We start from the raw sequence: 25,872 nt of genomic DNA, 5'->3' as shown, positions 1-25,872 counted from the left end.
TTCGCACGAAGGGGCACCCTGGGGGATCCGACATGACACAGAGCCCCGTCACCCCGCTGCCGGCGCCCAAGGAGCGCCGCCGCCTGCGCGAGGGCCGATCGTTGAGCCAGGCCGACGTGGCCACCCGGCTGGGCGTCAGCCGGGCGACGGTGCGCTCGTGGGAGTCCGGCCGTTCGGCACCGCACGGCAGCCTGCGGGAGGCGTACGCGAGCCTGCTCACCGCCGAGTCGGCCCACGCCCAGGTGAACCTCCGTCAGGAGGACATCGCTCCCGAGCTGGTGGGAGCGGGTGCGGGGACTGGGACGGGGACGGGGACGGGGGCGGCCCAGGAGGCCAGGCCGGCCGGGGGCGGGGAGCGGTCCGCCACGGGCAGGAAGCGTTCCGATCGGGCGGGGCAGCGTTTCGACCGGGCCGGTGAGCGGCTTGCCGCGAACGCGGACCCCGATCCCCTGGAGCCGCCCCTGACGCCCACTCAGGCCTTCGACGCGCTCTACGCGTTCTGCGCCCCCGCCCTCGTACGACAGGCCTATCTGCTGACCGGGCGGCGCGAACTGGCCCGAGAGTCCGTGGAACGCGCGTTCCAACAGGCCTGGTACCGCTGGCCCGAAGTGGCCGTGGACCGCGACCCCGCCGGATGGGTGCGCGCGACGGCGTACGAGTACGCGCTCTCCCCCTGGCATCGGCTGCGCCCGCGCTACCGGCACCCGGAGGCGCCGCCCGCCGGCGCGGCCGACCGTGCGCTGCTCGACGTACTCCTCGAACTGCCGCCCGTGTACCGGCGCACGCTGCTGCTGTACGACGGTGTCGGGCTCGGGCTGCCGGAGACCGCGGCCGAGACGGAGGCGAGCACGCCCGCGGCGGCCAACCGGGTGCTGCACGCACGCGAGGCCGTCGCCGCACGGCTGCCGGAGCTGGCCTCGCCGGAGGATCTGCACTGGCGGCTGGCCGAACTCGCGAGCGCGGAGCGGCTGCGCGCGGCGAAGCCCCGCACGGTCCGCTGGTACGGCGAGCGGCGCGCCCAGCAGTGGACCCGGGCCGCCATCGCCTTCACGGTCCTGCTCATCGGGGTGACCGCCCTGACGCTGCGCACGGCCCCGGACCACTACGAGGCCCCCCTCTCCCCGCCGGAGACCATCCACGGGCTGCCGCCCCGGGCCGCCCCCGGGCCGCTCTCCGCGGCGGAGCTGAGGCTCCGGGCCGAGCTGAGGTCCCAGGAGATGAGCGGCCCGGAGCGGATGGTCCCGGAGATCCGCTGACGTCCGGAGCGCGAGAACGCCGGTGGGCCCGCACCCCCAAAGGGTGCGGGCCCACCGGCGTTCGGTCGGGCTACAGCTCAGCCCGCGAGGATCTCGCGCGCGAGCTTGGCCGTCTCGGTCGGCGTCTTGCCGACCTTGACGCCCGCGGCCTCGAGGGCCTCCTTCTTCGCGGCGGCCGTGCCGGAGGAGCCGGAGACGATGGCGCCGGCGTGGCCCATGGTCTTGCCCTCGGGCGCGGTGAAGCCGGCGACGTAGCCGACGACCGGCTTCGTCACGTTCTTCGCGATGAAGTCCGCCGCACGCTCCTCGGCGTCGCCGCCGATCTCGCCGATCATGACGATCAGGTCGGTGTCGGGGTCGGCCTCGAACGCGGCGAGCGCGTCGATGTGCGTCGTACCGATGACCGGGTCGCCACCGATGCCGACGGCGGACGAGAAGCCGATGTCACGGAGCTCGTACATCATCTGGTACGTCAGCGTGCCGGACTTCGAGACCAGGCCGATGCGGCCCGGCTTCGTGATGTCGCCCGGGATGATGCCGGCGTTGGACTGGCCCGGGGTGATGAGACCGGGGCAGTTCGGGCCGATGATGCGGGTCTTGTTGCCCTTCGACTTCGCGTACGCCCAGAAGGCGGCGGAGTCGTGGACGGCGATGCCCTCGGTGATGACGACCGCGAGGGGGATCTCCGCGTCGATCGCCTCGACGACGGCGGCCTTGGCGAAGGCCGGCGGCACGAAGAGGACGGACACGTTGGCGCCGGTCTTCTCGATGGCCTCGGCGACCGTGCCGAAGACGGGGATCTCGTTGCCGTCGATGTCGACGGAGGTGCCCGCCTTGCGCGGGTTCACGCCACCGACGATGTTCGTCCCGTCCGCGAGCATGAGCTTGGTGTGCTTCATACCCGTGGCACCGGTCATGCCCTGGACGATGACCTTGCTGTCCTTGTTGAGGAAGATAGCCATGGCTGTTTAGTCCCTCGTCCCTTACTTCGCAGCCGCGAGCTCGGCGGCCTTGTCGGCCGCGCCGTCCATGGTGTCCACGCGCTGGACCAGCGGGTGGTTGGCGTCCGACAGGATCTTGCGACCCAGCTCGGCGTTGTTGCCGTCGAGACGCACGACCAGCGGCTTGGTGACTGCCTCGCCCTTGTCGGCGAGCAGCTGGAGCGCCTGGACGATGCCGTTGGCGACCTCGTCACAGGCGGTGATGCCACCGAAGACGTTAACGAAGACGGACTTGACGTCCGGGTCGCCGAGGATGATCTCCAGGCCGTTCGCCATGACGGCGGCGGAGGCGCCACCGCCGATGTCGAGGAAGTTGGCCGGCTTCACGCCACCGTGGTTCTCACCGGCGTACGCGACGACGTCGAGGGTGCTCATGACGAGACCCGCGCCGTTGCCGATGATGCCGACCTCACCGTCGAGCTTGACGTAGTTGAGGTTCTTGGCCTTGGCGGCGGCCTCCAGCGGGTTGGCCGCCGCGTGGTCGACGAGCGCCTCGTGGTCCGGCTGACGGAACTCGGCGTTCTCGTCCAGCGACACCTTGCCGTCAAGGGCGATGACCTTGCCCGAGGCGACCTTGGCGAGCGGGTTCACCTCGACGAGGAGGGCGTCCTCCTTGATGAAGGTGTCCCACAGCGTCACCAGGATCTCGGCGACCTGCTCGGCCACCTCGGCCGGGAACTTCGCCTGGGCGACGATCTCGCGGGCCTTCTCGATCGACACGCCTTCGTTGGCGTCGACCGGCACCTTCGCGAGGGCGTCGGGGTTCTCCTCCGCGACGACCTCGATCTCCACGCCGCCCTGAACGGACGCCATGGCGAGGAAGGTGCGGTTCGTGCGGTCGAGGAGGTACGAAACGTAGTACTCCTCGACGATCTCGGGCGCGGTCTCGGCGATCATCACCTTGTTGACCGTGTGGCCCTTGATGTCCATACCGAGAATGTCCGTCGCGCGGGCGACGGCCTCGTCGGGGGTGGCGGCGAGCTTGACGCCGCCGGCCTTGCCGCGGCCACCGACCTTCACCTGGGCCTTGACGACGGACTTGCCGCCAAGACGCTCGGTCGCCTCGCGGGCTGCCTCAGGCGTGTCAATGACTTCACCGGCCAGCACCGGTACACCGTGCTTGGCGAAGAGGTCCCTCGCCTGGTACTCGAACAGGTCCACGCGCGTCCGTCCCTATCAGTGATCTCGCGGTTCGTTGGATGCGTGGGCGTGCCGCGAAGGGCAACGTGACGTCCGCTTGTCACAAGGGTGGCGCACACGGTGTCCGAGCGCGCGGCATGTCCGTCTCGCAGGTTATCGCCGTGGGACGCGGGTCCCTAAATCGCAGATCACACCTCAGCGGTGATACCTGTCACAGAACGGGTCCGGACAGGCCCTCACCTGGCCGGGGATCACCCGCTGAGGCCCTTGTGAGCAGCCACTGAGGGCCCCGAGCGGCCGGCCGCTCCCCGCCGGGATCCTGTCGGCGGGCACCCAGGGGTCCGGTCGGGTGGATCCGCCGGCTTTCGGCCGTCCGGGTCCCTGAACCAGCCTGAACCGGTCATCCGCGCTCAGGACGGGAACGCGGACTCAGGCAGGAACGCTCACCTCGTGTCCGGTATCGGGAGCGGTCGCTTCTCGATCGCCGCGGCCATGACCTCGGGGAACAGGTCGGGTGTGCAGGCGAACGCCGGCGCGTCGAGCGCCGCGAGCGCCGCCGCGTGCTCACGGTCGTACGCGGGCGCCCCCTCGTCGGACAGCGCGAGCAGCGTCACGAACCGCACCCCCGACGCCTTCATCGCCGCGACCCGCTTCAGCATCTCGTCGCGTATCCCGCCTTCGTAGAGGTCGCTGATGAGGACGACGACCGTGTCGGCGGGTCTGGTGATCTGCGACTGGCAGTACGCGAGTGCGCGATTGATGTCCGTGCCGCCGCCGAGCTGGGTGCCGAAGAGGACGTCGACCGGGTCGTCGAGCTGGTCGGTGAGGTCGACGACGGCCGTGTCGAAGACGACGAGCCGGGTGGCGATGGACCGCATCGACGCGAGCACGGCACCGAACACGGAGGCGTAGACGACCGACGCCGCCATCGATCCCGACTGGTCGATGCAGAGGATGACCTCCTTCTTCACCGACTGCGAGGCCCGCCCGTAACCGATCAGCCGCTCGGGCACGATCGTGCGGTACTCGGGCAGGTAGTGCTTCAGGTTGGCCGCGATCGTGCGGTTCCAGTCGATGTCGTGGTGGCGGGGTCTGCTGATCCGGGCGCTGCGGTCGAGGGCGCCGGTGAGTGTGGCCCGGGTGCGCGTGGCGAGCCTCTTCTCCAGGTCCTCCACGACCTTGCGCACCACGGCCCGCGCGGTCTCCTTCGTCGTCTCCGGCATGGCCTTGTTGAGGGAGAGGAGGGTGCCCACCAGGTGCACGTCGGCCTCCACGGCCTCCAGCATCTCGGGTTCCAGGAGCAGCGCGGAGAGCCCGAGCCTGTCGATGGCGTCGCGTTGCATCACCTGGACCACGGAGGAGGGGAAGTAGGTCCGGATGTCGCCGAGCCAGCGAGCGACCGACGGCGCCGACGCCCCGAGCCCCGCCGAGCGGTCCCGCCCCGACTGCCCCTTGCTCCCGTTGCCCCCCTTGCCGTAGAGGGCGCCCAGCGCCCCGTCCATGGCGGCGTCCCGCCCGGACAGCACGCAACCGGTGCCGTCCGCCTCCTCGCCGCCGAGCACCAGCCGCCACCGCCGCAGCCGCTCGTCGCCCACCGCTGCCTCGGTCATGGAGCCATCCTCACAAGATCGTTGTCGTTGACGTGGTCCGTCCGCGCGCCGCCGTTCCCGTCGTCGGCCCGGACGTCCGCGTCGTCGCCTTCCGCGTCTCCGGACTCGCCCAGCCCCAGCAGCAGGCTCAGCAGCGGCAGCACGGCGTCCGCGCGCCCGGCGTCGAGGTCGGGGGCGAACCCGGGTATGCCGGAGCCGGAGCCGGAGCCGGTGACCTCGGCACTCGTCCGCAGCTCCGGTCCGCGCCTTACCAGTTCACCCAGCGTCCTGCGCACCCCTGTCTCGTACGCCGAGAACGTCCGGCGCAACAGCGGCAGCACGTCGGTGAACGCGTCCGTCGGCACCCCGGTCAGCCACGCGTCCACCAGCCCGAGCAGCCGCTCGTCGTGCACGAGCAGCATTCCGCCGCCAGAACCGCCCCCGACGAACCCCTCGATCCACGCGGCCGCGTCCGCGGGCTCCGTACCCGGCGACAGCACGAGCCCCATGAGCCGCGCGGCCTCCTCCTGCGCCAGCTCTCCTTCGTCGAGGAGCAGTCGGACCGCCCGTCCCCTGACCACCCCGGGCACGGTGTCCCGCGCGGCGAGCACCCGCAGCACGGAGTGCCAGCGCCCGCGGATGCCGTCGGCCGAGGCTCCGCCACCGGGCGAAGCGGTCCCCGCGGCCACCTCCCCCAGCAGTCCCACCGCCCCGTGTACGGCGTCGACGTGGCGGCGCATCTCCTCGGCCGCGTCGCCGTCGAGGGCGGCGCAGGCCGGCGGAAGACCGACGAAGACGCGCTCGGCGAGGCCGGCCGCGACATCGGCGAGGGCGTGGGTGTCCGTGCCGCGTACGTCTCCGTACCGAAGGGAGCGGACGAGTGCGGGCAGGGCCTGCGCCAAGTGGCCCACGTCGGCGTCGAGGGCGGCCCGGTCGGCGAGCACGCGCATCACCACGGGCAGCGCGTCCGGGAGTTCGGCGAGGAGGCAGTGCTCGGCGAGCGCCGTGACATCGGCCAGTGAAGGCGCGCCGACGGCATCCGCCTCGGCCTTGGCCGTCGCGGCGGCCGGAACCGTCGTGCCCCACACGCCGGCCTCGGCGACCCGCACCGACAGCTCCGGCTCCCAGCGGAGCCGCCAGGTCTCCCGGAAGGTGCCCGTGCTGCCGCGGGACATCACGGGCTCCCCCCACGCGACACCCAGGAGCCGCAACCGGTGCAACAGCGTGCTGCGCCCCGCGTCGGTCTCCTTGCGCAGGTCGAGCTCCATCTCCCGCTCCAGCGCCTCGGGTCTGATCCGCAGCCGCCGCTGCGACCGCGTGAGGTCCCGCTGCAACGGCACCGCCGGGGCGGACTCCGGCACCTCCCCCAGCACGTCCCCGACCACGAGCCGGTCGCGCACCAGCGCCAGGGGAACGTCCGAGCCCTCGCACATCACGGCCCGGACGGCGTCGGTGGTCTCGGTCAGTCCGGGCAGCGGGCGCCCGCGCATCGCGGCGAGCGTGTCGGCCAGCCGCACGGCCTCGATGACGTGGGCCGACGACACGCCCCGGTCCTCGTCGCGCAGCAGCCGGGCCACCTTGGTCATCCACCGTGCGACCGGGCGGTCGGGGGCGCTGAACAGATGCCCGTACCAGCCCGGCGAGTCGATGCCCGCCCCGTACCCGCTGATCCGGGAGAGCCGCCGGTGCGTCCAGGGCACCCATGTCAGGTCGGCCTTGACCTTCGGCAGGCCCTTGAGGAGTGCCCGGTCGGCGCCGACCGGGGTCCGCCGCCGGAGCGCGGGCACGTGCCAGGCCCCGCACACCACGGCCACGTCGTCCCCGAACTCGCGCTGCGCCGCCCGGATCCGGAGCCGCATGTACGCCTCGCGCACCAGGTCCCGGTCGTGTCCCCCGACCCCGTACACCTCGCGCAGCGCCCCCATGGCCTCCTCCAGCACGGCGAACGGCGCGAACGGGTCTCCCGCCCTCCCGGCCCGGTGCTCGACCACGTCCTCCCACCAGCGCTCCGGGTCGTCGTATCCGGCCACCTCGGCGAGCATCCCGAGGGGGTCGATCCGCACGGCCTCCGCGTCCAGGGAACGGCCGGCATCACCGGCCGCACCCGGCCGCCCGGGATCACCTGCCGGGCCGAGATCTCCCGCCGGGCCGGAAGCACCCGGTGGGCCGGGACCTACTGCCGGGGCGGGGTCGCCCGCCGGGCCGGGGTCTCCTCCCGGACCTCGGTCTCCTCCCGGACCTCGGTCTCCCTCCGGACCGTGGCCTCTCCTCGGACCGTGATCTCCCCCCGTGCCGGGCGCGTCGGGGTTCCCGGGCGGGGTCGGCTCGGCTGCGAACGTGCTCCCCGGCTCGTCGCGTTCCGGGTCCACCTCGTCCTTCCCCCAGGCCAGGGTGTGAGCCGCCGGAAGGTCGATGAAACGGACGCCGGCTCCGTGCTCCAGAGCCCACTGGATCGCCACCCACTCCGGCGAGAACTCCGCCAGCGGCCAGAAGGCCGAGTGGCCGGGCTCGTCCACGACATGGGCGAGGAGCGCCACGGGGGGCCGCATGTCCTTGTCGGCGGCCAACGGTACGAGCGCGTCCGCCTCGGGCGGCCCCTCGATCAGTACGACCCGCGGAGCCGCCGCCTCCAGCGCTGCCCGCACGGCCCGCGCCGACCCCGGCCCGTGATGCCGCACCCCGAGCAGCAGCGGCCCCGTGCCCCGGACGGTCACCCCGTCCTCCGGCGCGGGCGGCCCGGCGTCCCGCTCCGCGCTCATGCGCTCACCTCGCGGCAGGCACGGTAGAAGTCCTTCCAGCCGTCACGCTCGCGGACGACCGCTTCCAGGTACTCCTGCCAGATGACGCGGTCCGCCGCCGGGTCGCGCACGACAGCGCCGAGGATGCCGGCGGCGACGTCGCTCGCCCGCAGGACGCCGTCGCCGAAGTGGGCTGCCAGAGCAAGGCCGTTGGTGACGACGGAGATCGCCTCGGCCGTGGACAGCGTGCCGCTGGGCGACTTCAGCTTCGTCCGCCCGTCGGCCGTGATCCCGTCGCGCAGCTCCCGGAAGACGGTGACGACCCGCCGGATCTCGTCGATGCCCTCGGGCACGGCCGGCAGATCGAGGGAGCGGCCGATCTGGTCGACACGGCGCGAGACGATCTCGACCTCGGCGTCGGCGCTCTCCGGCAGCGGCAGCACCACCGTGTTGAAACGGCGGCGCAGCGCGCTGGAGAGTTCGTTGACCCCGCGGTCGCGGTCGTTGGCCGTGGCGATCAGGTTGAAGCCGCGGACGGCCTGCACCTCCTGGCCCAATTCCGGGATCGGCAAGGTCTTTTCGGAGAGAATCGTGATCAGGCTGTCCTGTACGTCCGCGGGAACGCGGGTCAGTTCCTCGACACGGGCCGTCATGCCCTCGGCCATGGCACGCATGACGGGGCTCGGCACGAGCGCGTCCCGGCTGGGTCCGTGCGCGAGCAGCCGCGCGTAGTTCCAGCCGTACCGGATGGCCTCCTCCGGCGTACCGGCCGTGCCCTGCACGAGCAGCGTCGAGTCGCCGCTGACAGCGGCGGCCAGGTGCTCGGACACCCAGGTCTTCGCGGTGCCTGGGACACCGAGCAGGAGCAGCGCCCGGTCGGTGGCGAGCGTGGTGACGGCGACCTCGACGATGCGGCGCGGTCCCACGTATTTGGGGGTGATCACGGTGCCGTCCGGCAGTGTCCCGCCCAGCAGATAGGTGGCCACGGCCCAGGGCGACAGCAGCCAGCGTTCCGGACGGGGCCGGTCGTCCTGCGCGGCGAGCGCGGCGAGTTCGGCGGCGAAGGCGTGCTCGGCGTGCGGCCGCAGCGCCTCGCTCGGCCGACTCGTCCCGCTCTCCCCCGCGGGTGTGTGAACGGACGTCGGTTCAACGGACACGGTCATGGCTCGGTCCCCCTCCAGCTCGGCCGGTTCGGATCTGGTTCCACGGTGCACCACGCCACTGACAATGCGCTTTGACCTGCGAAAACGTACTCGCGAGGGTCGATTGTCAGTGGTGGGACCTACCTTCGATGGCATGACACAGCAGGCGGTGCGCTGGACGGCGGATCAGGTGCTGGCACTGGCGCCTGACGCCGCGTCACGCAAGGCGGGGAGCAAGCTCGGCTCGGCCGGCCCGTGGTCGGAAGCGGGCAGCACTGAGGAGGGGACGGTATGGGGACTGTGCAGGGGAAGCGGCAGCAAGCCGTATCAGACGGCCATCGACATCGCGGACTCGGCGGGTCCCGCTTACAAGTGCAGTTGCCCGAGCCGGAAGTTCCCGTGCAAGCACGCGCTGGGGCTGCTGCTGCTCTGGGCGGGCGCCGATGGCGCGGTGCCGTCCGGGCAGGCGCCGGACTGGGCCGCGCAGTGGCTGGAGGGAAGACGCAAGCGCGCCGAGGGCCGGAGTGCGGCGGGCGGGGGATCTGGAGCTTCCTCGCCGGGTGATCCCGAGGCGGCGCGGCGCCGGGCGGAGCGGCGGGCCGAGCGGATCACCGCGGGGGCGGCCGAGCTGGAGCAGCGGCTCGCGGACCTGCTGCGCGGCGGCCTCGCCACCGCCGAACGGGCGGGGTACGGACTCTGGGAGGAGACGGCGGCCCGGATGGTCGACGCGCAGGCACCCGGTCTGGCCTCGCGCGTACGGGAGTTGGGCGCGATTCCCTCGTCGGGACCGGGCTGGCCGGTGCGGCTGCTGGAGGAGTGCGCGCTGCTCCACCTCCTCGGCCAGGGCTGGCTGCGGCGCGAGCGGCTGCCGGACGACCTGGCCGCCACGGTCCGTTCCCGCGTGGGGCTGCCCGGCTCGGCGGACGGCCCGCCGGTGCGCGACCGCTGGCTTGTCCTCGCGCAGTACGACACGGCTGACGCCCGGCTCACGACCCGCAGGATCTGGCTCTACGGGGCGGAGTCCGGCCGCACGGCCCTGCTCCTCTCCTACGGCGCGGCCGGCCGGGCACCCGATCTGGCCCTGCCGGTGGGGCTGGCCTTCGAGGCGGAACTGTCCGCTCACCCCGGCGCCGGTCAGCTGCGGGCGGCTCTGGGCGAGCGGTTCACCCCTCCGGCGCCCACCGCGATACGGCCGGCGGGGCTGACCACGCCCGAGGCCGCCGCCCGCTACGGAGAAGCTCTCCGCACCGATCCCTGGCTGGACTCCTACCCGGTCACCCTGGAGCGGGTCGTTCCGACGCCGGACGGAGATGCATGGCAACTAGCCGATGCCGAAGGCGAGTTGGCCCTGCCCCTCTCCCTTGCCTCACGGTCCCGCCCTGATCTGTGGCGTCTGGCCGCCCTGTCCGGCGGCGCCCCGGTCACGGTCTTCGGCGAGTGCGGCCACCAGGGCTTCACTCCGCTGACGGCATGGCCGCGGGGCGAGGGCGAGGCCGTGCCACTGTGCTGACCGTCGTCCCCGCCCTCGCCAACGCGCACGTCCCCGCGCACGACACCCCGACCAGCGTGCCCGGCGGGCGGCTGCCGCTGGGCGGACGGCCACCGCTGATGCCCTCCGTACGGAAAGGACGCTCATGAACACGACTTCGGCTTCGACGGGCGCGCCCGTCGGCGGTTCCTGGGAGGAGCTCGTCACAGTGGCGCTGCTCGGGACCGAGCGACGTACGCCTCCGGGGCACCACCCTGGACAGCAGGCTCCGGTGACGCTGCTGGACGCGGCCGCCGTGGAGACCGTGCGGCGGCGGGCCGGAATGCGGCCCGCACGGGCGGCGGCCCGTCCGGAGCCCGCGGCACCGGACCCGCGGACCGCGCTGCCGCCCGCCGCGGCCCGCAGACTGGCGACGCTGCTGGCGGACCGCCCCGGCACGGGCGGCGGCGGCCGCAGAGGGGCGGCCCCGGATCTCATGGAGCTGCTGCCCCAGTGGCTGAGCCTGGCGAACGCGCGCGGATTCGCCGCACCTGCGCAGAGCCTTCCGGCGCTCCTCGACGCGGCCCGGGGGCGCACGGACCTGCGTCCCGCGGCACTGGCCTTCGCCGGGCCGCGAGCGCTGTGGCTGGCCCGGCTGAATCCGGAGTGGCGGTTCGCGCTGCGCGCCTCACCCGGCGGCGGCGCCGCGCTGCCGGATCCCGAGGAGACCGAACACATTCAACGGCTGTGGCAGGAAGGGCTGTTCGCCGAGCGGGTCGCGTTGCTGGCGGCGGTGCGGGCCAAGGATCCGTCCGGCGCGCGCGAGCTGCTGGTCGCGACCTGGGCGACGGAGCGGGCCGAGGACCGGCTGATGTTCCTCGACTCACTGCGGTCCGGGCTGTGCGCCGAGGACGAACCGTTCCTCGAGCGGGCCCTCGCCGACCGCAGCCGCAATGTACGGGCGACGGCGGCCGAGCTGCTGTCCGCGCTGCCGGGATCCGCGCTCGCCTCGCGGATGGCGGCCAGAGCCGTCTCGTGCGTGGCCGTCGACCGTACGGGCCCGGCGCCCGTGATCACGGTCGAGGCACCGCACGAGTGCGACGCGGCGATGGAGCGGGACGGGGTGGTGCCGAAACCCCCGGCCGGCCGAGGTGAACGGTCTTGGTGGCTGGGCCAGTTGGTCGAAGCGGCACCGCTCGGGACCTGGCGGGAGCGGCTCGGCGGGCGTTCACCGGAAGAGGTGGTCGCCCTGCCCGTGGCGGACGGCTGGCAGGGGGAGCTGCACGCGGCGTGGTGCCGGGCGGCGGTACGGCAGCACGATCCGGGTTGGTCGAGGGCGCTCCTCGGGGCACCCTCGGCTCCGGAGGCCGGGGGGCCCGGGGCGGTGTCGCTGGCCGAGCGGGCAAAACTGCTCGCCACTCTGGGCGCCGGGGAGCGGGCCGAGTGGGTGGCCGGGTTCATCGGTACGCACGGGCTGTCCGAGGCGTTCCAGCTCCTCGGAGTGTGCGCGGTGCCCTGGGCGGGAGGGCTCGGGCGGGCCGTGGTCGACGCGCTCGACATCGCGCGGGACGCGGGGAGCTACCCGTGGAGCTTCAGCGGGGTCATGGGGCTGGCCGAGCGCTGCCTCGACCCCGTGGAGGCGGCGCGGCTCGACGGCCTCACCTCGGTCCCCGACGAGTCGGAGAACGCGGTACCGGGCGCCGGCGGCTACTGGGCCGAGGCATTCCAGCGACTGGTGACGACCTTGCGCCTGAGAGCGACCATGTCCGCCGAACTCACGGCGCCATGATCTTCTGCCCACCGCCCCGGCGCGGGCGGTGGCACCCGGACCCACCGAGTCCGCGGCCTGCGGACGCTCCGGCCCGTGCGGCACGCCGCCCCGCCCCGGCCGGCACCTCGACGAACCCGGCCTTCCGGATCACCCGGCGTCCAGGACCACGCGTCGCCTCACCCGGCGTCCAGGACCACGCGCCGTCCGGAATCACCCAGCGCCGCCACCCGCCCCGCTTCTCGAACACCGAAGAGCCCGAAGAAACCCGAAGAAACCGAAGAACCGCAGTATCGGGAGAACCGGAGCCCCGAAGGCCCGGAGAGCCGGAGAACCCGAAGCTCTCCAGCGCTGGAGCTCTCCGGCGCTGGAGAACGTCGAAAGCCGTAGGTCTGCGGACGTCGGCGAAGGCGTGCCCGGCGGCTATGCTCCGGCCGGCTGTCTGACGTTCGCCCGTACCCAGTCCACGATCGAAACCGTCGTCGCGCCCGGTGTGAAGATCTCCGCGACGCCCTTCTCCTTGAGAGGGGCGATGTCCGCCTCGGGGATGATGCCACCGCCGAAGACCTTGATGTCCTCCGCTTCGCGCTCCTTGAGGAGGGCGATGACGGCCGCGAAGAGCGTGTTGTGGGCACCGGAGAGGATGGACAGACCGATCGCGTCGGCGTCCTCCTGGATCGCGGTGTCGACGATCTGCTCGGGGGTCTGATGAAGCCCGGTGTAGATGACCTCCATACCGGCGTCGCGCAGCGCCCGCGCGATCACCTTGGCCCCGCGATCGTGGCCGTCGAGCCCCGGCTTGGCCACCACCACGCGGATCGGACCGGCTGCCACACCCATCACTGCCTCCATGAACCCACTACGTCAACCTGCACCGACGAGGACTGCCGACACATACCTACGACAACGGACCACCACCGGCCACCGGCCACCGACTGACGACGGCCGACTGACGACGGCCGACCACCGATCGATAACTCACCGATTGACCGGTACCGACTACCCGCTGTCACCAGCAAGTGCGTGCCGACCGTGCCGACTACTGACCATCGGCACATATCGCTCAATTTTCCGCTCGCCACACCGGATCGCTCCGGAACACCGATCACGCCAAGCGCCACAGGCGCCCCGGACCCTTTCGGCCGGGGAAGTGAACGAACGTTATCGCCAGCATCCCGCACCCGGCAGTTTCGCGGTGGAGACCGAGGGGGAAATCACACACTGGGACAAGTTCGCCGCGCACGGCTCCGTATCGGGGCACTGGCGCCGCAGGGAACTGCGACGTACGGGCCACGGCCGGAGCAGGCGCAAAAGAGCCGCGATCAGGTGGCCGCACCATCGCGTCGTCAGCGGGACGGCGTGATGCCGGGGCACATCGGCGACGGCACGACAGCGGGGAGCGACGCCGGCAAGGACCACGGGAACACGAGGACGACTCCACGCCACGACACGACGTCGGCGGATCCAGCGCGGCGGACCGTCGCGGAGGCGGGGCCGGCGTCGTATCCCGCCCCCATTCGGCCGAGCACTCCGTAGCGTCACCGGACTCACACACCGCGGACGCGCCGTCGGCCACCGCCGTCGCCGACCTCACGGCTTTCCACTAGGGCACACGGGGGACGGAGTGGTCCTCCCGCGTGCCGACTGGAGGTCGGCCATGAAGGTCGCTGAGGCTGCGTCGCCCTTTCTCCCCCTGTGTCAGCGCCTGTTTCCGACGAAACTGGCAGGGCTCTCGGTGGCCCTACTGAAGGCAACGGCTCTGGAGCTCGCGATCCTCGCCGGGCACCTCCTCCTCTACCCCTCCGGTATCACCCAGGAACGCCGTACCGGACACCCGCTCCCCTCACCCGACGTCGCCACCCAGCTGCCCACCGGGGCCAAACCCCCGGTCGTCCTGCTGCACGGCTTCATCGACAACCGCTCCGTCTTCGTCCTGCTGCGCCGCAACCTCGCCCAGCACGGCAGACAGCACATCGAGTCCCTCAACTACTCGCCGCTGACGTGCGACATCCGGACCGCGGCGGAACTGCTGGGCCGGCACATCGAGGAGATCTGCGAGCGCACGGGTCATGAGCAGGTGGACATCGTCGGGCACAGCCTCGGCGGACTGATCGCGCGCTACTACGTGCAGTGCCTCGGTGGCGACACCCACGTCCGCACACTCGTCACGCTCGGCACCCCGCACTCGGGCACCCGCGTCGCCCCCTTGATGAACGCGCACCCGATCGTCCGGCAGATGCGCCCCGGTTCCGCCGTGATCGAGGAGCTGACCGGGCCCGCCCCGGGCTGCCGGACCCAGTTCGTCAGCTTCTGGAGCGATCTCGACCACCTGATGGACCCGCTGGAGACGGCCTGCGTCGAGCATCCCGACCTGCTCGCCCAGAACGTCCGCGTGAGCGGGGTCGGCCACCTCGCGCTGCCCGTGCATCCGGCCGTCGCGACAGGGATCCGGCAGGCGCTCGACATCGAGGTGCCGGGGAGCCGTACCGCCACCCGGATCGGCGGCCTCACGGTGGCCTGAGGAGAGGGCGAGACGCGTCGAGGGCGGGCCGAGGACGGTTCGAGGGTCGTTCGAGGGCCGGTTGAGAGCCGATTGAGAGCCGATTGAGGGCCGATTGAGGGAGGGCTGACGGCCGCCTGACACCCCTCCTGCGACCCCAGCGCTTCGAACGTTTATCGAACGCCAGGCCAAAGCCTTGCCCGCCCTCCCCCGAAACACGGCCGATTGCCCGTTTCCCGCGAAGGGGAAACCTGCCGAAGATTGTCGCGCCCGCATACCGCCGGGTACAGTCGCCGCACTGCTCTGCCAGCCCCTGTTGTCGAGGCGAAAGAGAAGTTGGTGAACGACCGTCACCCGTCGGGGATCGCGACTCCCCCGGCTCCGGCTTCCGATGCCGCCGCGGCGCTCTGCGCGCAGTACGGTGCGCAAGAAGCCCAGTACGGCGACTTCACCGCGTACGGCGACTACTCCGCCACGGCTTTCGACTCGGGCGCGAACGCGGCCACCACGGGCTCCTGTCCCGGCACGGATTTCGCCGGTGACCCGCTCTTCGGCGATATGCCGGGCGGAGGCGGTGGCAACGGTTCGTACGACGCCACGCAATGGAACGCCGGCGCCCAGCAGCCGCTGCACTACGACCCGTACGCGGCACAGCACCAGGCCGGCTACGACACCGGCGCCCACGGCGCGACAGCTTGGACGAACGGCTACCAGCAGTTCGCCGACATCCCCGCGCAGCATCCGGGCCCCGACGCCTCAGGTCAGTGGGACGCGAACGCCTGGATCCAGCCCGAGCAGCCGCTCGACGGGACCCAGCACTGGACCGTGCCGACGCAGGGGACGGGCGCGTACGACGCCACGCAGTGGAACAGTTCCGGAAGCCAGGACTCGTACCAGGCGTACGAGCACCCGCGGCACGAATCCTACGAACAGCAGCAGTCCCGGTCCGACTCGTACGAACAGCAGCACCCGCAGCCCGACTCGTACGAACAGCACGCCGAGCCCGAGTCGTACAGCCATGAGCTCACCCAGCTCGACATGACGTACGAGCAGCAGTCCGATCCAAGTGCTCCGGTCCCCTTCGACCAGCAGGCGACCGCGACCTTCGACCAGGCGGCCCACGGTCGGCTCACCTCCGACGAGGACGAGTTCGACGACTCCGAGGACTTCGCGGACACGGACAGCTCGGACGGGTCTGACGACTCTGACGACTCGGTCGATTCGGAAGAGGCGTACGACCCGTACGACGAGGGGCGCGAGAGGCCGCTGCTCGACGACATGGAAGAGATCACCCCGGCCCGGCGTCCCGCTACGCGAACCGCTTCCCGTTCCCGGCGTCGCAGTCCCGCGAAACGTTCCGCTCTGCTGACCGTCGCGGTGCCCTCCGTCTGCGTGATGGGGGTGGCGGGGATCGCCGCCGCCTCCGTGGGCGGCGTCGGCGGTCTCGGCGGGGACAACTCGAAGGACACGACGGCCAGCGCCTCCGACGCGACCGCGGTGAAGCCGTCGGCCGCCAACATCAAGCTGGACACCCAGCTCCAGAGCCTTTCCGCGGGCGCGGACGACTTCGCCGACCGGGCGAGTCGCACGCAGGAACGGATCGACCTCAAGGCCCAGCAGGCGACGGAGAAGAAGAAGGCGGCGGAGGAGGCGGCCCGTAAGGAGCGGCTGCGTCCGAAGTTCCTTCTTCCGGTGACGCAGCGGGGCCTCAGCGCCTACTTCGGCCAGGCCGGCGTCAACTGGATGTCCGTGCACACGGGCATCGACTTCCCGGTCTCCTACGGTACGCCGGTGATGTCCGCGACCGACGGGACCGTCCGGACGCAGTGGAACAGCGCGTACGGCAACATGATGATCGTGACCGCGATGGACGGCACGGAGACGTGGTACTGCCACCTCTCCACGTACAAGGTCCCCTCCGGCACCACCGTGAAGGCCGGTGACCAGATCGCCTTCTCCGGGAACTCCGGGAACTCGACCGGCCCGCACCTGCACTTCGAGGTCCGTCCGGCCGGCGGCGCGGCGATCGACCCGCTGCCCTGGCTCCGCAGCCACGGTCTGGACCCCGCGTAAGGCGTGACGCGTAAGGCGTGACGCGCGCGTAGACGTGACGCGCGGCACGCACCTCGCAGCGGGCGATGACGGCCCGAACCCGGGAGACGAGAGGCCGCCGACCGCCGGTCCCCCGGCCGTCCTCGGACAGCCAGGGGTCCCCGCGATCCGGTCCCGCGAACGATCTCGCGGGCTACAGCTTCTCCACCGGCGCGTACCGCAGCAGCAGCCGCTTCGGCTTGGGCTCTCCGAAGTCGACCGTCGCCTCCGCGTTCGCGCCCGTACCCTTCACGCCGACGACGGTGCCGAGGCCGAACTGGTCGTGCGTGACCCGGTCCCCGACGGCCAGCGAGACCACCGGCTTCTCGGTGGCACCGCGGCGGGTGGCGAACCCGGAGGCACCCGAGGCCGCGGACCGCGAACGCGAGGACGACAGGGAGGCGGCGACACCGGAGACCGGACCGGCCGGCATGGACGCCGTCGCCCCCGTGCGCTTCCAGTCCAGATGGGTCGCCGGGATCTCCTCCAGGAAGCGGGAGGGCGGGTTGTACGAGGGCTGACCCCACGCACTGCGCATCGACGACCGGGTGAGGTAGAGCCGCTCCCGCGCGCGCGTGATGCCCACGTACGCCAGGCGCCGCTCCTCCTCCAGCTCCTTGACCTGTCCGAGCGCGCGCATGTGCGGGAAAACGCCGTCCTCCATGCCGGTCAGGAAGACCACGGGGAATTCGAGGCCCTTGGCGGTGTGCAGGGTCATCAGGGTGATGACGCCGTTGCCGTCCTCCTCGTCCGGGATCTGGTCGGAGTCGGCGACGAGCGCGACCCGCTCCAGGAACGCGGCGAGTCCGCCCGTGTTCTCGCCCTCACCGGTCTCCTGCTCGAACTCCAGGGCCACGGCGGCGAGTTCCTGGAGGTTCTCGATCCTGGTCTCGTCCTGCGGGTCGGTCGAGGCCTGCAACTCGGCGAGATAGCCGGTGCGTTCGAGGACGGCCTCCAGGATGGTGGCCGGACCCGCGCCGGACTCGACGATCGTACGGAGGTCCTCCATGAGCGTGTTGAACCGCTTGACCGCGTTGGTGGAGCGCGCGGCCATGCCGTAGGCCTCGTCGACGCGGCGCAGCGCCGCCGGGAAACTGATCTTCTCTCGCTGCGAGAGGGCGTCGATCATCGCCTCGGCGCGGTCACCGATGCCGCGCTTGGGCACGTTCAGGATTCGGCGCATCGGGACGGAGTCCTCGGGGTTGGACAGCACCCTGAGGTACGCCAGGACGTCCCGGACCTCCTTGCGCTCGTAGAAGCGGACACCGCCGACGACCTTGTAGGGCAGGCCGACGCGGATGAAGATCTCTTCGAAGACACGGGACTGCGCGTTCGTACGGTAGAAGACCGCGACGTCGCCGGCCTTGGCCTCGCCCGCGTCGGTGAGACGGTCTATCTCGTCGGCGACGAACTGGGCCTCGTCGTGCTCGGTGTCCGCGACGTAGCCCGTGATGTTCGAGCCCGCGCCGGCGTTGGTCCACAGGTTCTTGGGGCGGCGGGACTCGTTGCGCTCGATGACCGCGTTGGCGGCGGACAGGATCGTCTGGGTGGAGCGGTAGTTCTGCTCCAGGAGGATCGTCGTCGCGTTCGGGTAGTCCTCCTCGAACTGGAGGATGTTGCGGATGGTCGCGCCCCGGAAGGCGTAGATCGACTGGTCCGCGTCACCCACGACGCACAGCTCGGCGGGGGGCAGGTCGAACTCGCCGGGCGTTACGTCCACGGGGTGCTCGGAGGTGCCCACGAGCTCCCGCACCAGCGCGTACTGCGCGTGGTTGGTGTCCTGGTACTCGTCGACCAGGACGTGCCGGAAGCGGCGGCGGTAGTGCTCGGCGACGTCCGGGAAGGCGCGCAGCAGATTGACCGTGGTCATGATCAGGTCGTCGAAGTCGAGCGCGTTGGCCTCGCGCAGCCGCGACTGGTACATCGCGTACGCCTGAGCCAGGGTCTTCTCGAAGCCGTCGGTGGCCTGGGCGGCGAAGTCCTCCTCGTCGATCAGCTCGTTCTTCAGGTTCGAGACCTTGGCGCTGAACGACTTCGGCGGGAAACGCTTGGGATCGAGGTCGAGATCACGGCAGACGAGCGCCATCAGACGCTTGGAGTCGGCGGCGTCGTAGATCGAGAACGACGAGGTGAAGCCGAGCCTCTTGCTCTCGCGGCGCAGGATGCGGACGCAGGAACTGTGGAACGTCATCACCCACATCGCGTTGGCACGCGGACCCACGAGCGCCTCGACGCGCTCCTTCATCTCGCCCGCGGCCTTGTTCGTGAAGGTGATCGCGAGGATCTGGCCGGGGTGGACATTGCGCTCGCCGAGCAGATGCGCGATCCGGTGGGTGAGCACGCGGGTCTTGCCGGAGCCGGCGCCGGCCACGATGAGCAGCGGGGAGCCGGAGTGCACCACGGCCGCGCGCTGGTTCTCGTTCAGTCCGTCCAGCAGGGCCGCCGGGTCCACGACGGGCCTGGGCGCGCCGTCGCGGTAGTAGGCGTCACGGCTCGGCGGCATGTCGAACTTCCCGCCGAACAGATCGTCCGGAACCGCCTCCGGTACATGATCGTCCTCGGGCGGCGGCGGGTGTTCGTCCTCGTGGGCCCCGGAGGGCTTGAGGTTCGCCAGGAAGCTGTCGTCAAAGAGGCTGCTCATCGCTCTCCGAGTCTAGGCCGCCCCACTGACAGCCCGCCGCCACCCCGGGAACTCGACCGGAACTCGTGACCCGATTCCCCGGCGGCCGGACGTCCAGCCGCCGGACGTCCGGCCACGGCTGCGCCCGCCCCTCGTTTCCATCCGCCGCCCGCGCGTGCCCCGCCGGCAACCGGTGCGGAGATCCCTAGCATCGGACGCATGCCAGATACACCGGACCTGCCGGACATTCCCCCGTTCCGCGCCTGGTGGTCGGAGCGGCCGCCCGCCGCCGGGACCGCCGTCATGGCCACCGGCGTCATCTCGATCGGGCTGCGCCTGACCGGCTACGAGACCCTTTCCCGGATCGCGCTGGTCCTCGCGTCGCTCGCCTGGATCGGGCTCGCCGCGGACTTCCTCGTCCGGCTGGTGGGCGACCGGGAACAATGGACGCGGCAGGCCGGCACGCCGGCCGGGCTCAACGCGGTCGCGGCGACCACGGTGCTCGGCACCCGGATCTCCGAACTGGGGTGGCAGGGGCTCGCCGAGGCCCTGCTCGCACTGTCGGCGGCGCTCTGGCCGATCCTCCTCCTGACCGTCGTACGGCACTGGCGGCGCCGTATGGCGGGAGAGGTGTTCCTCGTCTGCGTGGCCACGCAGGGACTCTCGGTGCTCGGCTCGACGATCGCCACCGCCGTGGGCGCGGACTGGCTCGCGCACACCGCGATGGTGCTGTTCTGGCTGGGGATCGTGCTCTACGGGGTGTCCTTCGGGCACTTCGACCTGTGGGAGGTGAAGCGGGGTGCCGGGGACCACTGGGTGGCGGGTGGCGCGCTCGCGATCTCGGCGCTGGCCGGGGCGGGACTCGTCACCGCGCACGACGTGAACATCTACCTGTGGAACAACGACGACCAGGGCGTCCTGCGCGCCGCGACCGGCACACTGCTCGTGCTCGACCTCACCTGCTACTGCGTGCTGCTCGTCACGGAGGCGGTGTGGCCGCGCCCGCGGTACGACGTGCGGCGCTGGGCGACCGTCTTCCCGATGGGGATGACGGCGGTGGCGACCCTCTCGGTCGCGGCCGCCCTCGACGTCTTCTGGCTCAAGGGGCCGGGGCAGGTCCTGCTGTGGATCGCGGTGGCGGCGTGGCTCGTGGTCGCCGCGGGCGCCGCCCTCGCCGTCAGATCCGCGACGCGAGGGTAAGGGCGCCGGCCAGGTCCGCCACGTAGAGGTGAAGACGTAGGCGCGAAGACGTACGTGTGAAGAGGTACGTGTGAAGAGGCACGTGTGAAGAGGCACGTGCGAAGAGGTAGGCGTGAAGGCGTAGAGGTCAAGGGCCCGGCCAAGCCTGCCGTGCGGCGAGGGGGCCGGCACATCGCCGCGCGCGGGGATCGAGGCGCCGGTCAGGTCCAGAGGACGGCGATGAAGATGTTCGCGACGGTCAGCAGCCCGACGAGGCCGAAGAGGCGCTTGTCCACCTTCTCGTCGTCCCGCTTCACGTAGACGAGCCCGAGGATCACGATCAGCAGGGCCAGCTTCACACCGATCTTGACCGTGTTGACCGTGTTGCCGTCGGCCTGGTTGAGCCCGACCAGGGCGACACCGGTGACCAGCATGGTCAGCGCGCCGTGCAGCATCGCGGGGACGAAGCGGGCGGTGCCCTGGCCCATCGCCTTCATCTGGGTGAAGAAGCCGCCGAGGAGCGCGGCGATGCCGATGATGTGCAGGCCGACGAAGAGATGGATGAGTACGTCCATGGGGCCGGAGCCTAATCGCACGCCCTGACGCCCCTTCCCACCGGGCCACCCCTTCGCTCCGCCCGCTCTCGTCACCCTTTTTCCACCGGGCCATCGCGTGTCATCCGTAGCACCGGCACCTCTCCGGTTGTCCGGGATTCGCCGCATCGGTCATCACCCTGCGTGAAGTCGGTGATGCCAGGCCAGAATCCTGGTCACGTTCGGTCACTCGGCGATCTAGTGGCGACAGTTCTGTACATAGCGTTACCAAGGCCGCGCTCCCAGGTTTAACGTCCTCCCCCAGGTGACCGGCTCCCCACCGCCGCCCGGGCCAGGGGCGACAGCCGGACACCACCGCCGAGAAGGTCCGGCGGCGGCCCGCTCCCCCTGTGTGAGCCGCCGCCGGACGTGTCACCGCTTGACCGCACCCGCAAGGGCGGTCGCACGGAAGGATGTGGGCCCTCGTGGCAGCGCACCGCAAGGCCAAACAGCGCTCGATCGGCGGAAACACGGCCCGCACGGCAGTCACCATCGCTCTCGCGGGCGCTGCGACGGCGACCGGCTTCGACGGGATCGGGCACGCCGACCCCCAGCTGTCCCCGGCACAGGTGAAGGCCAAGGTCGACAAGCTGTACGAGGAGGCGGAGGCCGCCACCCAGAAGTACGACGGCGCCAAGGAGAAGGCCGACAAGGCGGAGGCACACCTGAGCACACTCCGCGACGAGGCCGCGCGCCGGGAGGACCGGCTCAACTCGGCCCGGGAGGCGCTGGGTTCGATGGCGGCGGCGCAGTACCGAAGCGGTGGACTCGACCCCGTGGTGCAACTCGCGCTCTCCGACCGCCCCGACCAGTACCTGGAAGGGGCCGCGTTCGCCGAGCGGGTCGGCAGCCGGCAGTCGGCGGATGTCGCCGGGGTACGCAGACAGCTGCGCGAGATCGAGCAGTTGCGGGGCGCGGCGCACATCGAACTGGCCGCGCTCAAGTCGCGGCAGACCGAGCTGAAGCAGCAGAAGAAGACGGTCAACGAGAAGCTCGACGCGGCTCGCCGACTACTCGCGCGGCTCACTCCCGAGCAGCGCACGCAGTACGTGGAGCGGGGTGGCGCGGGCGAGCAGCAGCACGTCTCGCGTTCCTCGGCCCGCGACCTGGCCCCGGTGGCGCCGGCCGACACATCCGGTGCCACCAGCGTCGGCGGCACCACCGCGGCGCCCGACTCCCGGGCGGCGGCGGCCGTCGCCTACGCCTACTCGAAACTCGGCAGCCCCTACGTCTGGGGCGCCACCGGCCCCGACGCCTTCGACTGCTCCGGACTCGCCCAGGCCGCGTACCGTTCCGCGGGCATCTCGCTGCCCAGGACGACGTATTCCCAGATCAACGTCGGCCAGCGGGTCGCCCTCTCCGAACTACGCCCCGGCGACCTGGTGTTCTTCTACGCGGGCATCACCCACGTGGGCATCTACATCGGTAACGGCCAGATGATCCACGCCCCCAATCCGTCGGCACCCGTGCGGGTGGCCCCGATCAGCGAGATGCCCTTCGCGGGGGCCGCCCGGGTGGCGTGATCACCTGGGTGACGTGATCCGGCGCCCGTCCGGCAACGCGTTCCTGGTCGTCGGCTCCTGGGCACGCAACGCGTTGCGGACCTGGGCAGCGTGCCGGTGCACGTCGTGGGCGGAGAGCGGGTGGGAGCCCCGGTCTGCTCTCCCGGCCTCGACGCCGGGCCGGAGCCCCGCGTGGTCGGCCGACCGCGCGCCCGATGAGTTTCCGGCTTGGGTTACAGCTCCCCGACAGGCCCGGCAGAGGCCGTCCGGAAGGGCCTCTGGACGGCCGGGCACACCGCAGTCGGTGCATTCCAGACCGGCGCGGGACCTGCGCTCCTCCGGAGCGGGCAGGTCGGGCGGCATCTTGTCACGCAGCCGCCGTTGCACGAGGGCACGGGGCGAGTGCACGTGCTCGGGGAGCCCGGCGACGAGGGACTGCGTCAGGTGGTCCACGGTGGCCCCCCGGGCGAGCCACGTGGACGCGAGTTCTTCCAGGACTGCGCAGTCGGCGGCGGAGAGTGGCAAGCGGGGCTCGATGCGGCCGAGTTGGGCAAGCGCTCTGTAGGCGGCGGAGGGGCCGGGCCGTTCTGCGGGGTGCGGCGGCTCGGCTTGTTCGGCGTGCTGCGCTTTCTGGGGCCGTACGTCACTGGGGGCGCCCGGAGACACAGAAGCCGGGCGCGCCTCCGCGGGAGTCTCGGGCCGCTCCTCGGCCGGTACGTCATCCACGAGGAACCGGGCCCACCAGTCGCTGTCACGTGCGGGAGCCCTTCCGCTTGCGGCAGAGGTCCCGCTGGGTGCGCTTGAGTTTTTTCTCGGCCCGGCGCAGGAACCGGGGTGAGTCGATCTTGGTGCCGTCGGACAGGACAGCGAAGTGTGTCGGCCCTAGGTCGACACCCACCTCGCTTCCAGCGTCTGCCGGTGCCTCTTGTAGGCCGGTCTCGACGACGAAAGACGCGAAGTACCGGCCCGCGCTATCCTTGATCACTGTCACCGTAGAGGGTTGCGCGGGCAGCATCCGGGACCACTTCACCCGCACCTCGCCGATCTTCGGCAGGGACAGCTTCCCGCCGACCGTGATCTTCCACCGGGCGTTCGCCGTGAAGCGGACCGCCTGCCGGGTGTCCCGCTTCGTCTTGTACCGGGGCGCCCCCATCCGCGGGCGTGCACCCTTCAGTCCGTCGAAAAAGTTCCGGTACGCCGCATCCAGGTCCCTCAGCGACTGCTGCAGGACGACGGCGGACACCTCGCCGAGCCAGGCCCGCTCCGGGGTCCTCTTCGCCTCGGTGATCAGAGCCTTGGACAGGTCGCCAATCCTGGGAAACGGCAACCCCTCACCGCGGGCCGTCTCCCGCGCCCGAAGGGCATCGTTGTAGATCACCCGCGCACACCCGAACGCCTTGCCCAACAAACCATGCTGACCAACCGTTGGGTACAGGCGGAAGTTGTACCGAAGCTGCACACCATGATCATAGGAGGCTTGCTTCATGACCGACATGCAGAACATTCGTACGGGTAGAGACTCCGCCACGAAGGTTGGGTTCAGCCCAACCACCTAATTCTCACAAACAGAGCTCGGATCTCGTCGCTCGAAGCACGGGGTTCGAGCGACGGTCGGTCAGGCGCTTCGGACGTGGTCGACGAACGCGGCCCAGGCCTGCGCCGCGACCGCGAACTCCGGGCCCCGAGCCCCGAGCTTCGAGTCCCGGACGTGGGTGACGTGGGGACCGGCGGCTACTTCTACGCAGGCGGCGTCGAAGCCGGTGCCGTGACTGGACTTGCGCCAGGCGTAGGCGACTTCGAGGCATTCGCCGCCCTGGTCATCGCTGTAGCTGGACTTGAACCACGACAGCTCGGCTCTCACAGCTCCTCAGCCACCTTCCTGATCATCCGGGCAGACTCTTCGACGTTGAGCGCCTGCATGCGGATCATGCCATGCCGCTGCGTCAGGGCATTGAGCTTGTCCGCATCGACGTACAGCGCTCCGGTCTCCTGCCCTTCCACGTAGCCATAGTGCTCGTGATCAGCAGTTTCTACGAGGATCAACGGGCCGCCGAGCGCCACAGGAGGAGCGGCCGCGAACGGCAAGACCTGGATCGACACGTTCCGTTGCTTCCCCACCTCCAACAGGTAGTTGAGCTGCCTGCGCATCGCGTCCCGGCCACCCACCATGGCCCGCAACGCAGCTTCATGGATCACGTAACTGAAGTGCGCCAGCGGCTTGTTGGTCAGCTTCTCCTGTCGCGCCAGTCGGGCGGCCACGCGCTCTTCGACCGTCTCCTCATCGAGCGGCGGGCAACTGTTGCCGATGAGCTCCTGTGCGTACTCCTCGGTCTGCAACAGGCCAGGGATCAGCAGTACCGCATACGAATACAAGGTGATGGCCTCAGCTTCCACCAGCACGTACTGCTGCGTCCGCTGGGGGAACGGCTCAGGTTTCAAGTGCTCGTGCGCGGCGACCAGCTTCCCGCGCGCCCCACACAGCTGATCCGCGGCCTGCAAGAGCCTGAGCGTCGGGCGGCGCCGCCCGCACTCCATGGACTTGACGTACTCATAGTCATAGTTGGCCTCCTTGGCCAGCTCCTGACGGCTGACCCCGGCCTCCTCACGCCACAGCTTGATCTGGCTCCCGCAGTACCGCCACGCCTGCTGTGGCTGCTGAGCATCCCCGGAAGTCACCACGCGCGATCCGCCTCCCGCCGACACACCGTGTACAAGCACGCTGTGTACCCGCGCCGCCACTCCCGAGGTTAAGCGGCACCGGCCAGCCTGATCACGGCAAATGACGGAGAATCACACGCAAGGACCGAAGCACATGCCGATGCCCGGAGACCGCCCCCGGCCCGCTCCGGCCGCTGCCCCCAAGGACATCGAGTGGCGCCTGCCGCGTCACGCCCGCAGCGTGGGCAGAGCCCGAACTCTCCTCCGCGAGCAGGCCACTTCGTGGAAGGTCCCGGAGGAGGTGGCAGAGACGGCGGTCCTGCTCCTCAGCGAGCTGATGACGAACGCGTACCGCCACGCGAGGGTGTCCCCGGGCCGAGAGATCCGGGCCCGCTGCGCCCTGGACGACGACCGCCTCCGCGTCTGGGTGACGGACGCGAGTGACGCGCTCCCCGCACCCCGCAACGCATCGCCGGACGACGAGTCGGGCCGAGGCCTGGCGCTGGTGGCCGCGCTGGCGGAGAAGTGGGGCGCTGATCCCCGGGAGGGCGGTATCGGCAAGACAGTCTGGTTCCAGCTCACGCTCGAGGTCTGCGGCACACCCGAGGACGCGTACTGACGCGGCAT

Annotated in this window: 19 protein-coding genes and 1 pseudogene; 8 read left to right on the top strand and 12 right to left on the bottom strand. The window is 71.1% G+C overall.

Annotation, left to right across the window (positions count from 1 at the left end; genetic code table 11):
- Positions 1 to 32 precede the first annotated feature (32 nt).
- Positions 33 to 1,256 carry a helix-turn-helix domain-containing protein gene (locus ACFYW8_RS20030; protein ID WP_389076852.1) on the top strand — a complete coding sequence of 408 codons (1,224 nt, stop codon included), beginning with the start codon at positions 33 to 35 and terminating at the stop codon, positions 1,254 to 1,256.
- Between the two features lie 77 nt (positions 1,257 to 1,333).
- Here ACFYW8_RS20030 and sucD read toward each other — a convergent pair whose 3' ends face one another.
- From sucD to ACFYW8_RS20005, 5 genes are all read right to left on the bottom strand, one after another.
- Positions 1,334 to 2,218: a succinate--CoA ligase subunit alpha gene (gene sucD / locus ACFYW8_RS20025; protein WP_329301294.1), complete on the bottom strand. Its 885-nt coding sequence runs from the start codon at positions 2,216 to 2,218 to the stop codon at positions 1,334 to 1,336.
- A 21-nt stretch (positions 2,219 to 2,239) separates the two neighbouring features.
- Positions 2,240 to 3,418 carry an ADP-forming succinate--CoA ligase subunit beta gene (gene sucC, locus ACFYW8_RS20020; protein ID WP_365870771.1) on the bottom strand — a complete coding sequence of 393 codons (1,179 nt, stop codon included), beginning with the start codon at positions 3,416 to 3,418 and terminating at the stop codon, positions 2,240 to 2,242.
- A 422-nt stretch (positions 3,419 to 3,840) separates the two neighbouring features.
- Entirely contained in the window at positions 3,841 to 5,007 is a 1,167-nt protein-coding gene (locus ACFYW8_RS20015) for a VWA domain-containing protein (RefSeq protein ID WP_389076844.1), read from the bottom strand.
- Positions 5,004 to 7,745, bottom strand: coding sequence for a DUF5682 family protein (locus ACFYW8_RS20010; RefSeq protein ID WP_389076840.1), 2,742 nt, complete (start codon positions 7,743 to 7,745; stop codon positions 5,004 to 5,006). The genes ACFYW8_RS20015 and ACFYW8_RS20010 overlap by 4 nt, the downstream gene beginning before the upstream one ends.
- On the bottom strand, positions 7,742 to 8,887 hold the full coding sequence (locus ACFYW8_RS20005) for an AAA family ATPase (RefSeq protein ID WP_365870774.1): 1,146 nt from the start codon (positions 8,885 to 8,887) through the stop codon (positions 7,742 to 7,744). Before ACFYW8_RS20005 ends, ACFYW8_RS20010 begins: the two co-directional genes overlap by 4 nt.
- Positions 8,888 to 9,020: 133 nt before the next feature.
- Between ACFYW8_RS20005 and ACFYW8_RS20000 the strand changes: the two genes are divergently transcribed.
- Complete coding sequence (locus tag ACFYW8_RS20000; RefSeq protein WP_389076832.1) at positions 9,021 to 10,376, top strand: SWIM zinc finger family protein; 1,356 nt, start codon at positions 9,021 to 9,023, stop codon at positions 10,374 to 10,376.
- Between the two features lie 124 nt (positions 10,377 to 10,500).
- Complete coding sequence (locus ACFYW8_RS19995; RefSeq protein ID WP_389076827.1) at positions 10,501 to 12,123, top strand: DUF5691 domain-containing protein; 1,623 nt, start codon at positions 10,501 to 10,503, stop codon at positions 12,121 to 12,123.
- A 402-nt stretch (positions 12,124 to 12,525) separates the two neighbouring features.
- On the opposite strand, the gene ACFYW8_RS19990 is transcribed toward ACFYW8_RS19995, so the two are convergent.
- Entirely contained in the window at positions 12,526 to 12,942 is a 417-nt protein-coding gene (locus ACFYW8_RS19990) for a cobalamin B12-binding domain-containing protein (protein ID WP_037626795.1), read from the bottom strand.
- An 817-nt stretch (positions 12,943 to 13,759) separates the two neighbouring features.
- Between ACFYW8_RS19990 and ACFYW8_RS19985 the strand changes: the two genes are divergently transcribed.
- Both ACFYW8_RS19985 and ACFYW8_RS19980 read left to right on the top strand, forming a co-directional pair.
- Entirely contained in the window at positions 13,760 to 14,623 is an 864-nt protein-coding gene (locus tag ACFYW8_RS19985) for an alpha/beta fold hydrolase (RefSeq protein WP_365870777.1), read from the top strand.
- Between the two features lie 318 nt (positions 14,624 to 14,941).
- A complete protein-coding gene (locus ACFYW8_RS19980; protein ID WP_389076817.1) occupies positions 14,942 to 16,675 on the top strand; it encodes a M23 family metallopeptidase in 1,734 nt (577 codons plus the stop codon).
- A 172-nt stretch (positions 16,676 to 16,847) separates the two neighbouring features.
- On the opposite strand, the gene pcrA is transcribed toward ACFYW8_RS19980, so the two are convergent.
- Positions 16,848 to 19,334 (bottom strand): DNA helicase PcrA, encoded by a 2,487-nt coding sequence (gene pcrA, locus ACFYW8_RS19975; protein ID WP_389076813.1) that lies wholly within the window; start codon positions 19,332 to 19,334, stop codon positions 16,848 to 16,850.
- 198 nt (positions 19,335 to 19,532) lie between these two features.
- Between pcrA and ACFYW8_RS19970 the strand changes: the two genes are divergently transcribed.
- On the top strand, positions 19,533 to 20,513 hold the full coding sequence (locus tag ACFYW8_RS19970; RefSeq protein WP_389076808.1) for a tellurite resistance/C4-dicarboxylate transporter family protein: 981 nt from the start codon (positions 19,533 to 19,535) through the stop codon (positions 20,511 to 20,513).
- Positions 20,514 to 20,713: 200 nt separating this feature from the next.
- Here ACFYW8_RS19970 and ACFYW8_RS19965 read toward each other — a convergent pair whose 3' ends face one another.
- Positions 20,714 to 21,067: a hypothetical protein gene (locus tag ACFYW8_RS19965; RefSeq protein ID WP_365870781.1), complete on the bottom strand. Its 354-nt coding sequence runs from the start codon at positions 21,065 to 21,067 to the stop codon at positions 20,714 to 20,716.
- 443 nt (positions 21,068 to 21,510) lie between these two features.
- Here ACFYW8_RS19965 and ACFYW8_RS19960 point away from each other — a divergent pair, with 443 nt between their 5' ends.
- Positions 21,511 to 22,608, top strand: coding sequence for an NlpC/P60 family protein (locus ACFYW8_RS19960; RefSeq protein WP_389076801.1), 1,098 nt, complete (start codon positions 21,511 to 21,513; stop codon positions 22,606 to 22,608).
- Here the strand turns inward: ACFYW8_RS19960 and ACFYW8_RS19955 are convergent, their stop codons facing one another.
- From ACFYW8_RS19955 to ACFYW8_RS19940, 4 genes and pseudogenes are all read right to left on the bottom strand, one after another.
- Positions 22,609 to 23,112, bottom strand: coding sequence for a hypothetical protein (locus ACFYW8_RS19955; protein ID WP_389076798.1), 504 nt, complete (start codon positions 23,110 to 23,112; stop codon positions 22,609 to 22,611).
- A gap of 232 nt (positions 23,113 to 23,344) precedes the next feature.
- Positions 23,345 to 24,046, bottom strand: a pseudogene (locus ACFYW8_RS19950) (RNA-guided endonuclease InsQ/TnpB family protein); the annotation flags it as partial.
- Between the two features lie 156 nt (positions 24,047 to 24,202).
- Complete coding sequence (locus ACFYW8_RS19945; RefSeq protein ID WP_389076793.1) at positions 24,203 to 24,448, bottom strand: DUF397 domain-containing protein; 246 nt, start codon at positions 24,446 to 24,448, stop codon at positions 24,203 to 24,205.
- The gene (locus tag ACFYW8_RS19940; RefSeq protein WP_389077262.1) at positions 24,445 to 25,263 is read right to left on the bottom strand and encodes a helix-turn-helix domain-containing protein; all 819 of its coding nucleotides are present in this window, start codon (positions 25,261 to 25,263) and stop codon (positions 24,445 to 24,447) included. Before ACFYW8_RS19940 ends, ACFYW8_RS19945 begins: the two co-directional genes overlap by 4 nt.
- 136 nt (positions 25,264 to 25,399) lie before the next feature.
- Here ACFYW8_RS19940 and ACFYW8_RS19935 point away from each other — a divergent pair, with 136 nt between their 5' ends.
- Complete coding sequence (locus ACFYW8_RS19935; RefSeq protein WP_389076788.1) at positions 25,400 to 25,864, top strand: ATP-binding protein; 465 nt, start codon at positions 25,400 to 25,402, stop codon at positions 25,862 to 25,864.
- The last annotated feature ends 8 nt before the right edge of the window (positions 25,865 to 25,872 follow it).

The sequence above is a fragment of the Streptomyces sp. NPDC002742 genome (assembly GCF_042888885.1).
Classification (GTDB): Bacteria; Actinomycetota; Actinomycetes; order Streptomycetales; family Streptomycetaceae; genus Streptomyces.
Note: the sequence above shows the minus strand (reverse complement) of the source record. Positions and strands in the feature narration are given on the sequence as shown.

Excerpts from the sequence above, each read along its gene's own strand:
- ACFYW8_RS19985 (WP_365870777.1), top strand. The coding sequence starts at position 13,760 with ATGAAGGTCGCTGAGGCTGCGTCGCCCTTTCTCCCCCTGTGTCAGCGC.
- ACFYW8_RS19965 (WP_365870781.1), bottom strand. The coding sequence starts at position 21,067 with ATGGACGTACTCATCCATCTCTTCGTCGGCCTGCACATCATCGGCATC.
- sucD (WP_329301294.1), bottom strand. The coding sequence starts at position 2,218 with ATGGCTATCTTCCTCAACAAGGACAGCAAGGTCATCGTCCAGGGCATG.
- ACFYW8_RS19935 (WP_389076788.1), top strand. The coding sequence starts at position 25,400 with ATGCCGATGCCCGGAGACCGCCCCCGGCCCGCTCCGGCCGCTGCCCCC.
- ACFYW8_RS20010 (WP_389076840.1), bottom strand. The coding sequence starts at position 7,745 with ATGAGCGCGGAGCGGGACGCCGGGCCGCCCGCGCCGGAGGACGGGGTG.
- ACFYW8_RS20005 (WP_365870774.1), bottom strand. The coding sequence starts at position 8,887 with ATGACCGTGTCCGTTGAACCGACGTCCGTTCACACACCCGCGGGGGAG.
- ACFYW8_RS19970 (WP_389076808.1), top strand. The coding sequence starts at position 19,533 with ATGCCAGATACACCGGACCTGCCGGACATTCCCCCGTTCCGCGCCTGG.
- pcrA (WP_389076813.1), bottom strand. The coding sequence starts at position 19,334 with ATGAGCAGCCTCTTTGACGACAGCTTCCTGGCGAACCTCAAGCCCTCC.
- ACFYW8_RS19990 (WP_037626795.1), bottom strand. The coding sequence starts at position 12,942 with ATGGGTGTGGCAGCCGGTCCGATCCGCGTGGTGGTGGCCAAGCCGGGG.
- ACFYW8_RS20030 (WP_389076852.1), top strand. The coding sequence starts at position 33 with ATGACACAGAGCCCCGTCACCCCGCTGCCGGCGCCCAAGGAGCGCCGC.
- ACFYW8_RS20000 (WP_389076832.1), top strand. The coding sequence starts at position 9,021 with ATGACACAGCAGGCGGTGCGCTGGACGGCGGATCAGGTGCTGGCACTG.
- ACFYW8_RS20015 (WP_389076844.1), bottom strand. The coding sequence starts at position 5,007 with ATGACCGAGGCAGCGGTGGGCGACGAGCGGCTGCGGCGGTGGCGGCTG.
- ACFYW8_RS19995 (WP_389076827.1), top strand. The coding sequence starts at position 10,501 with ATGAACACGACTTCGGCTTCGACGGGCGCGCCCGTCGGCGGTTCCTGG.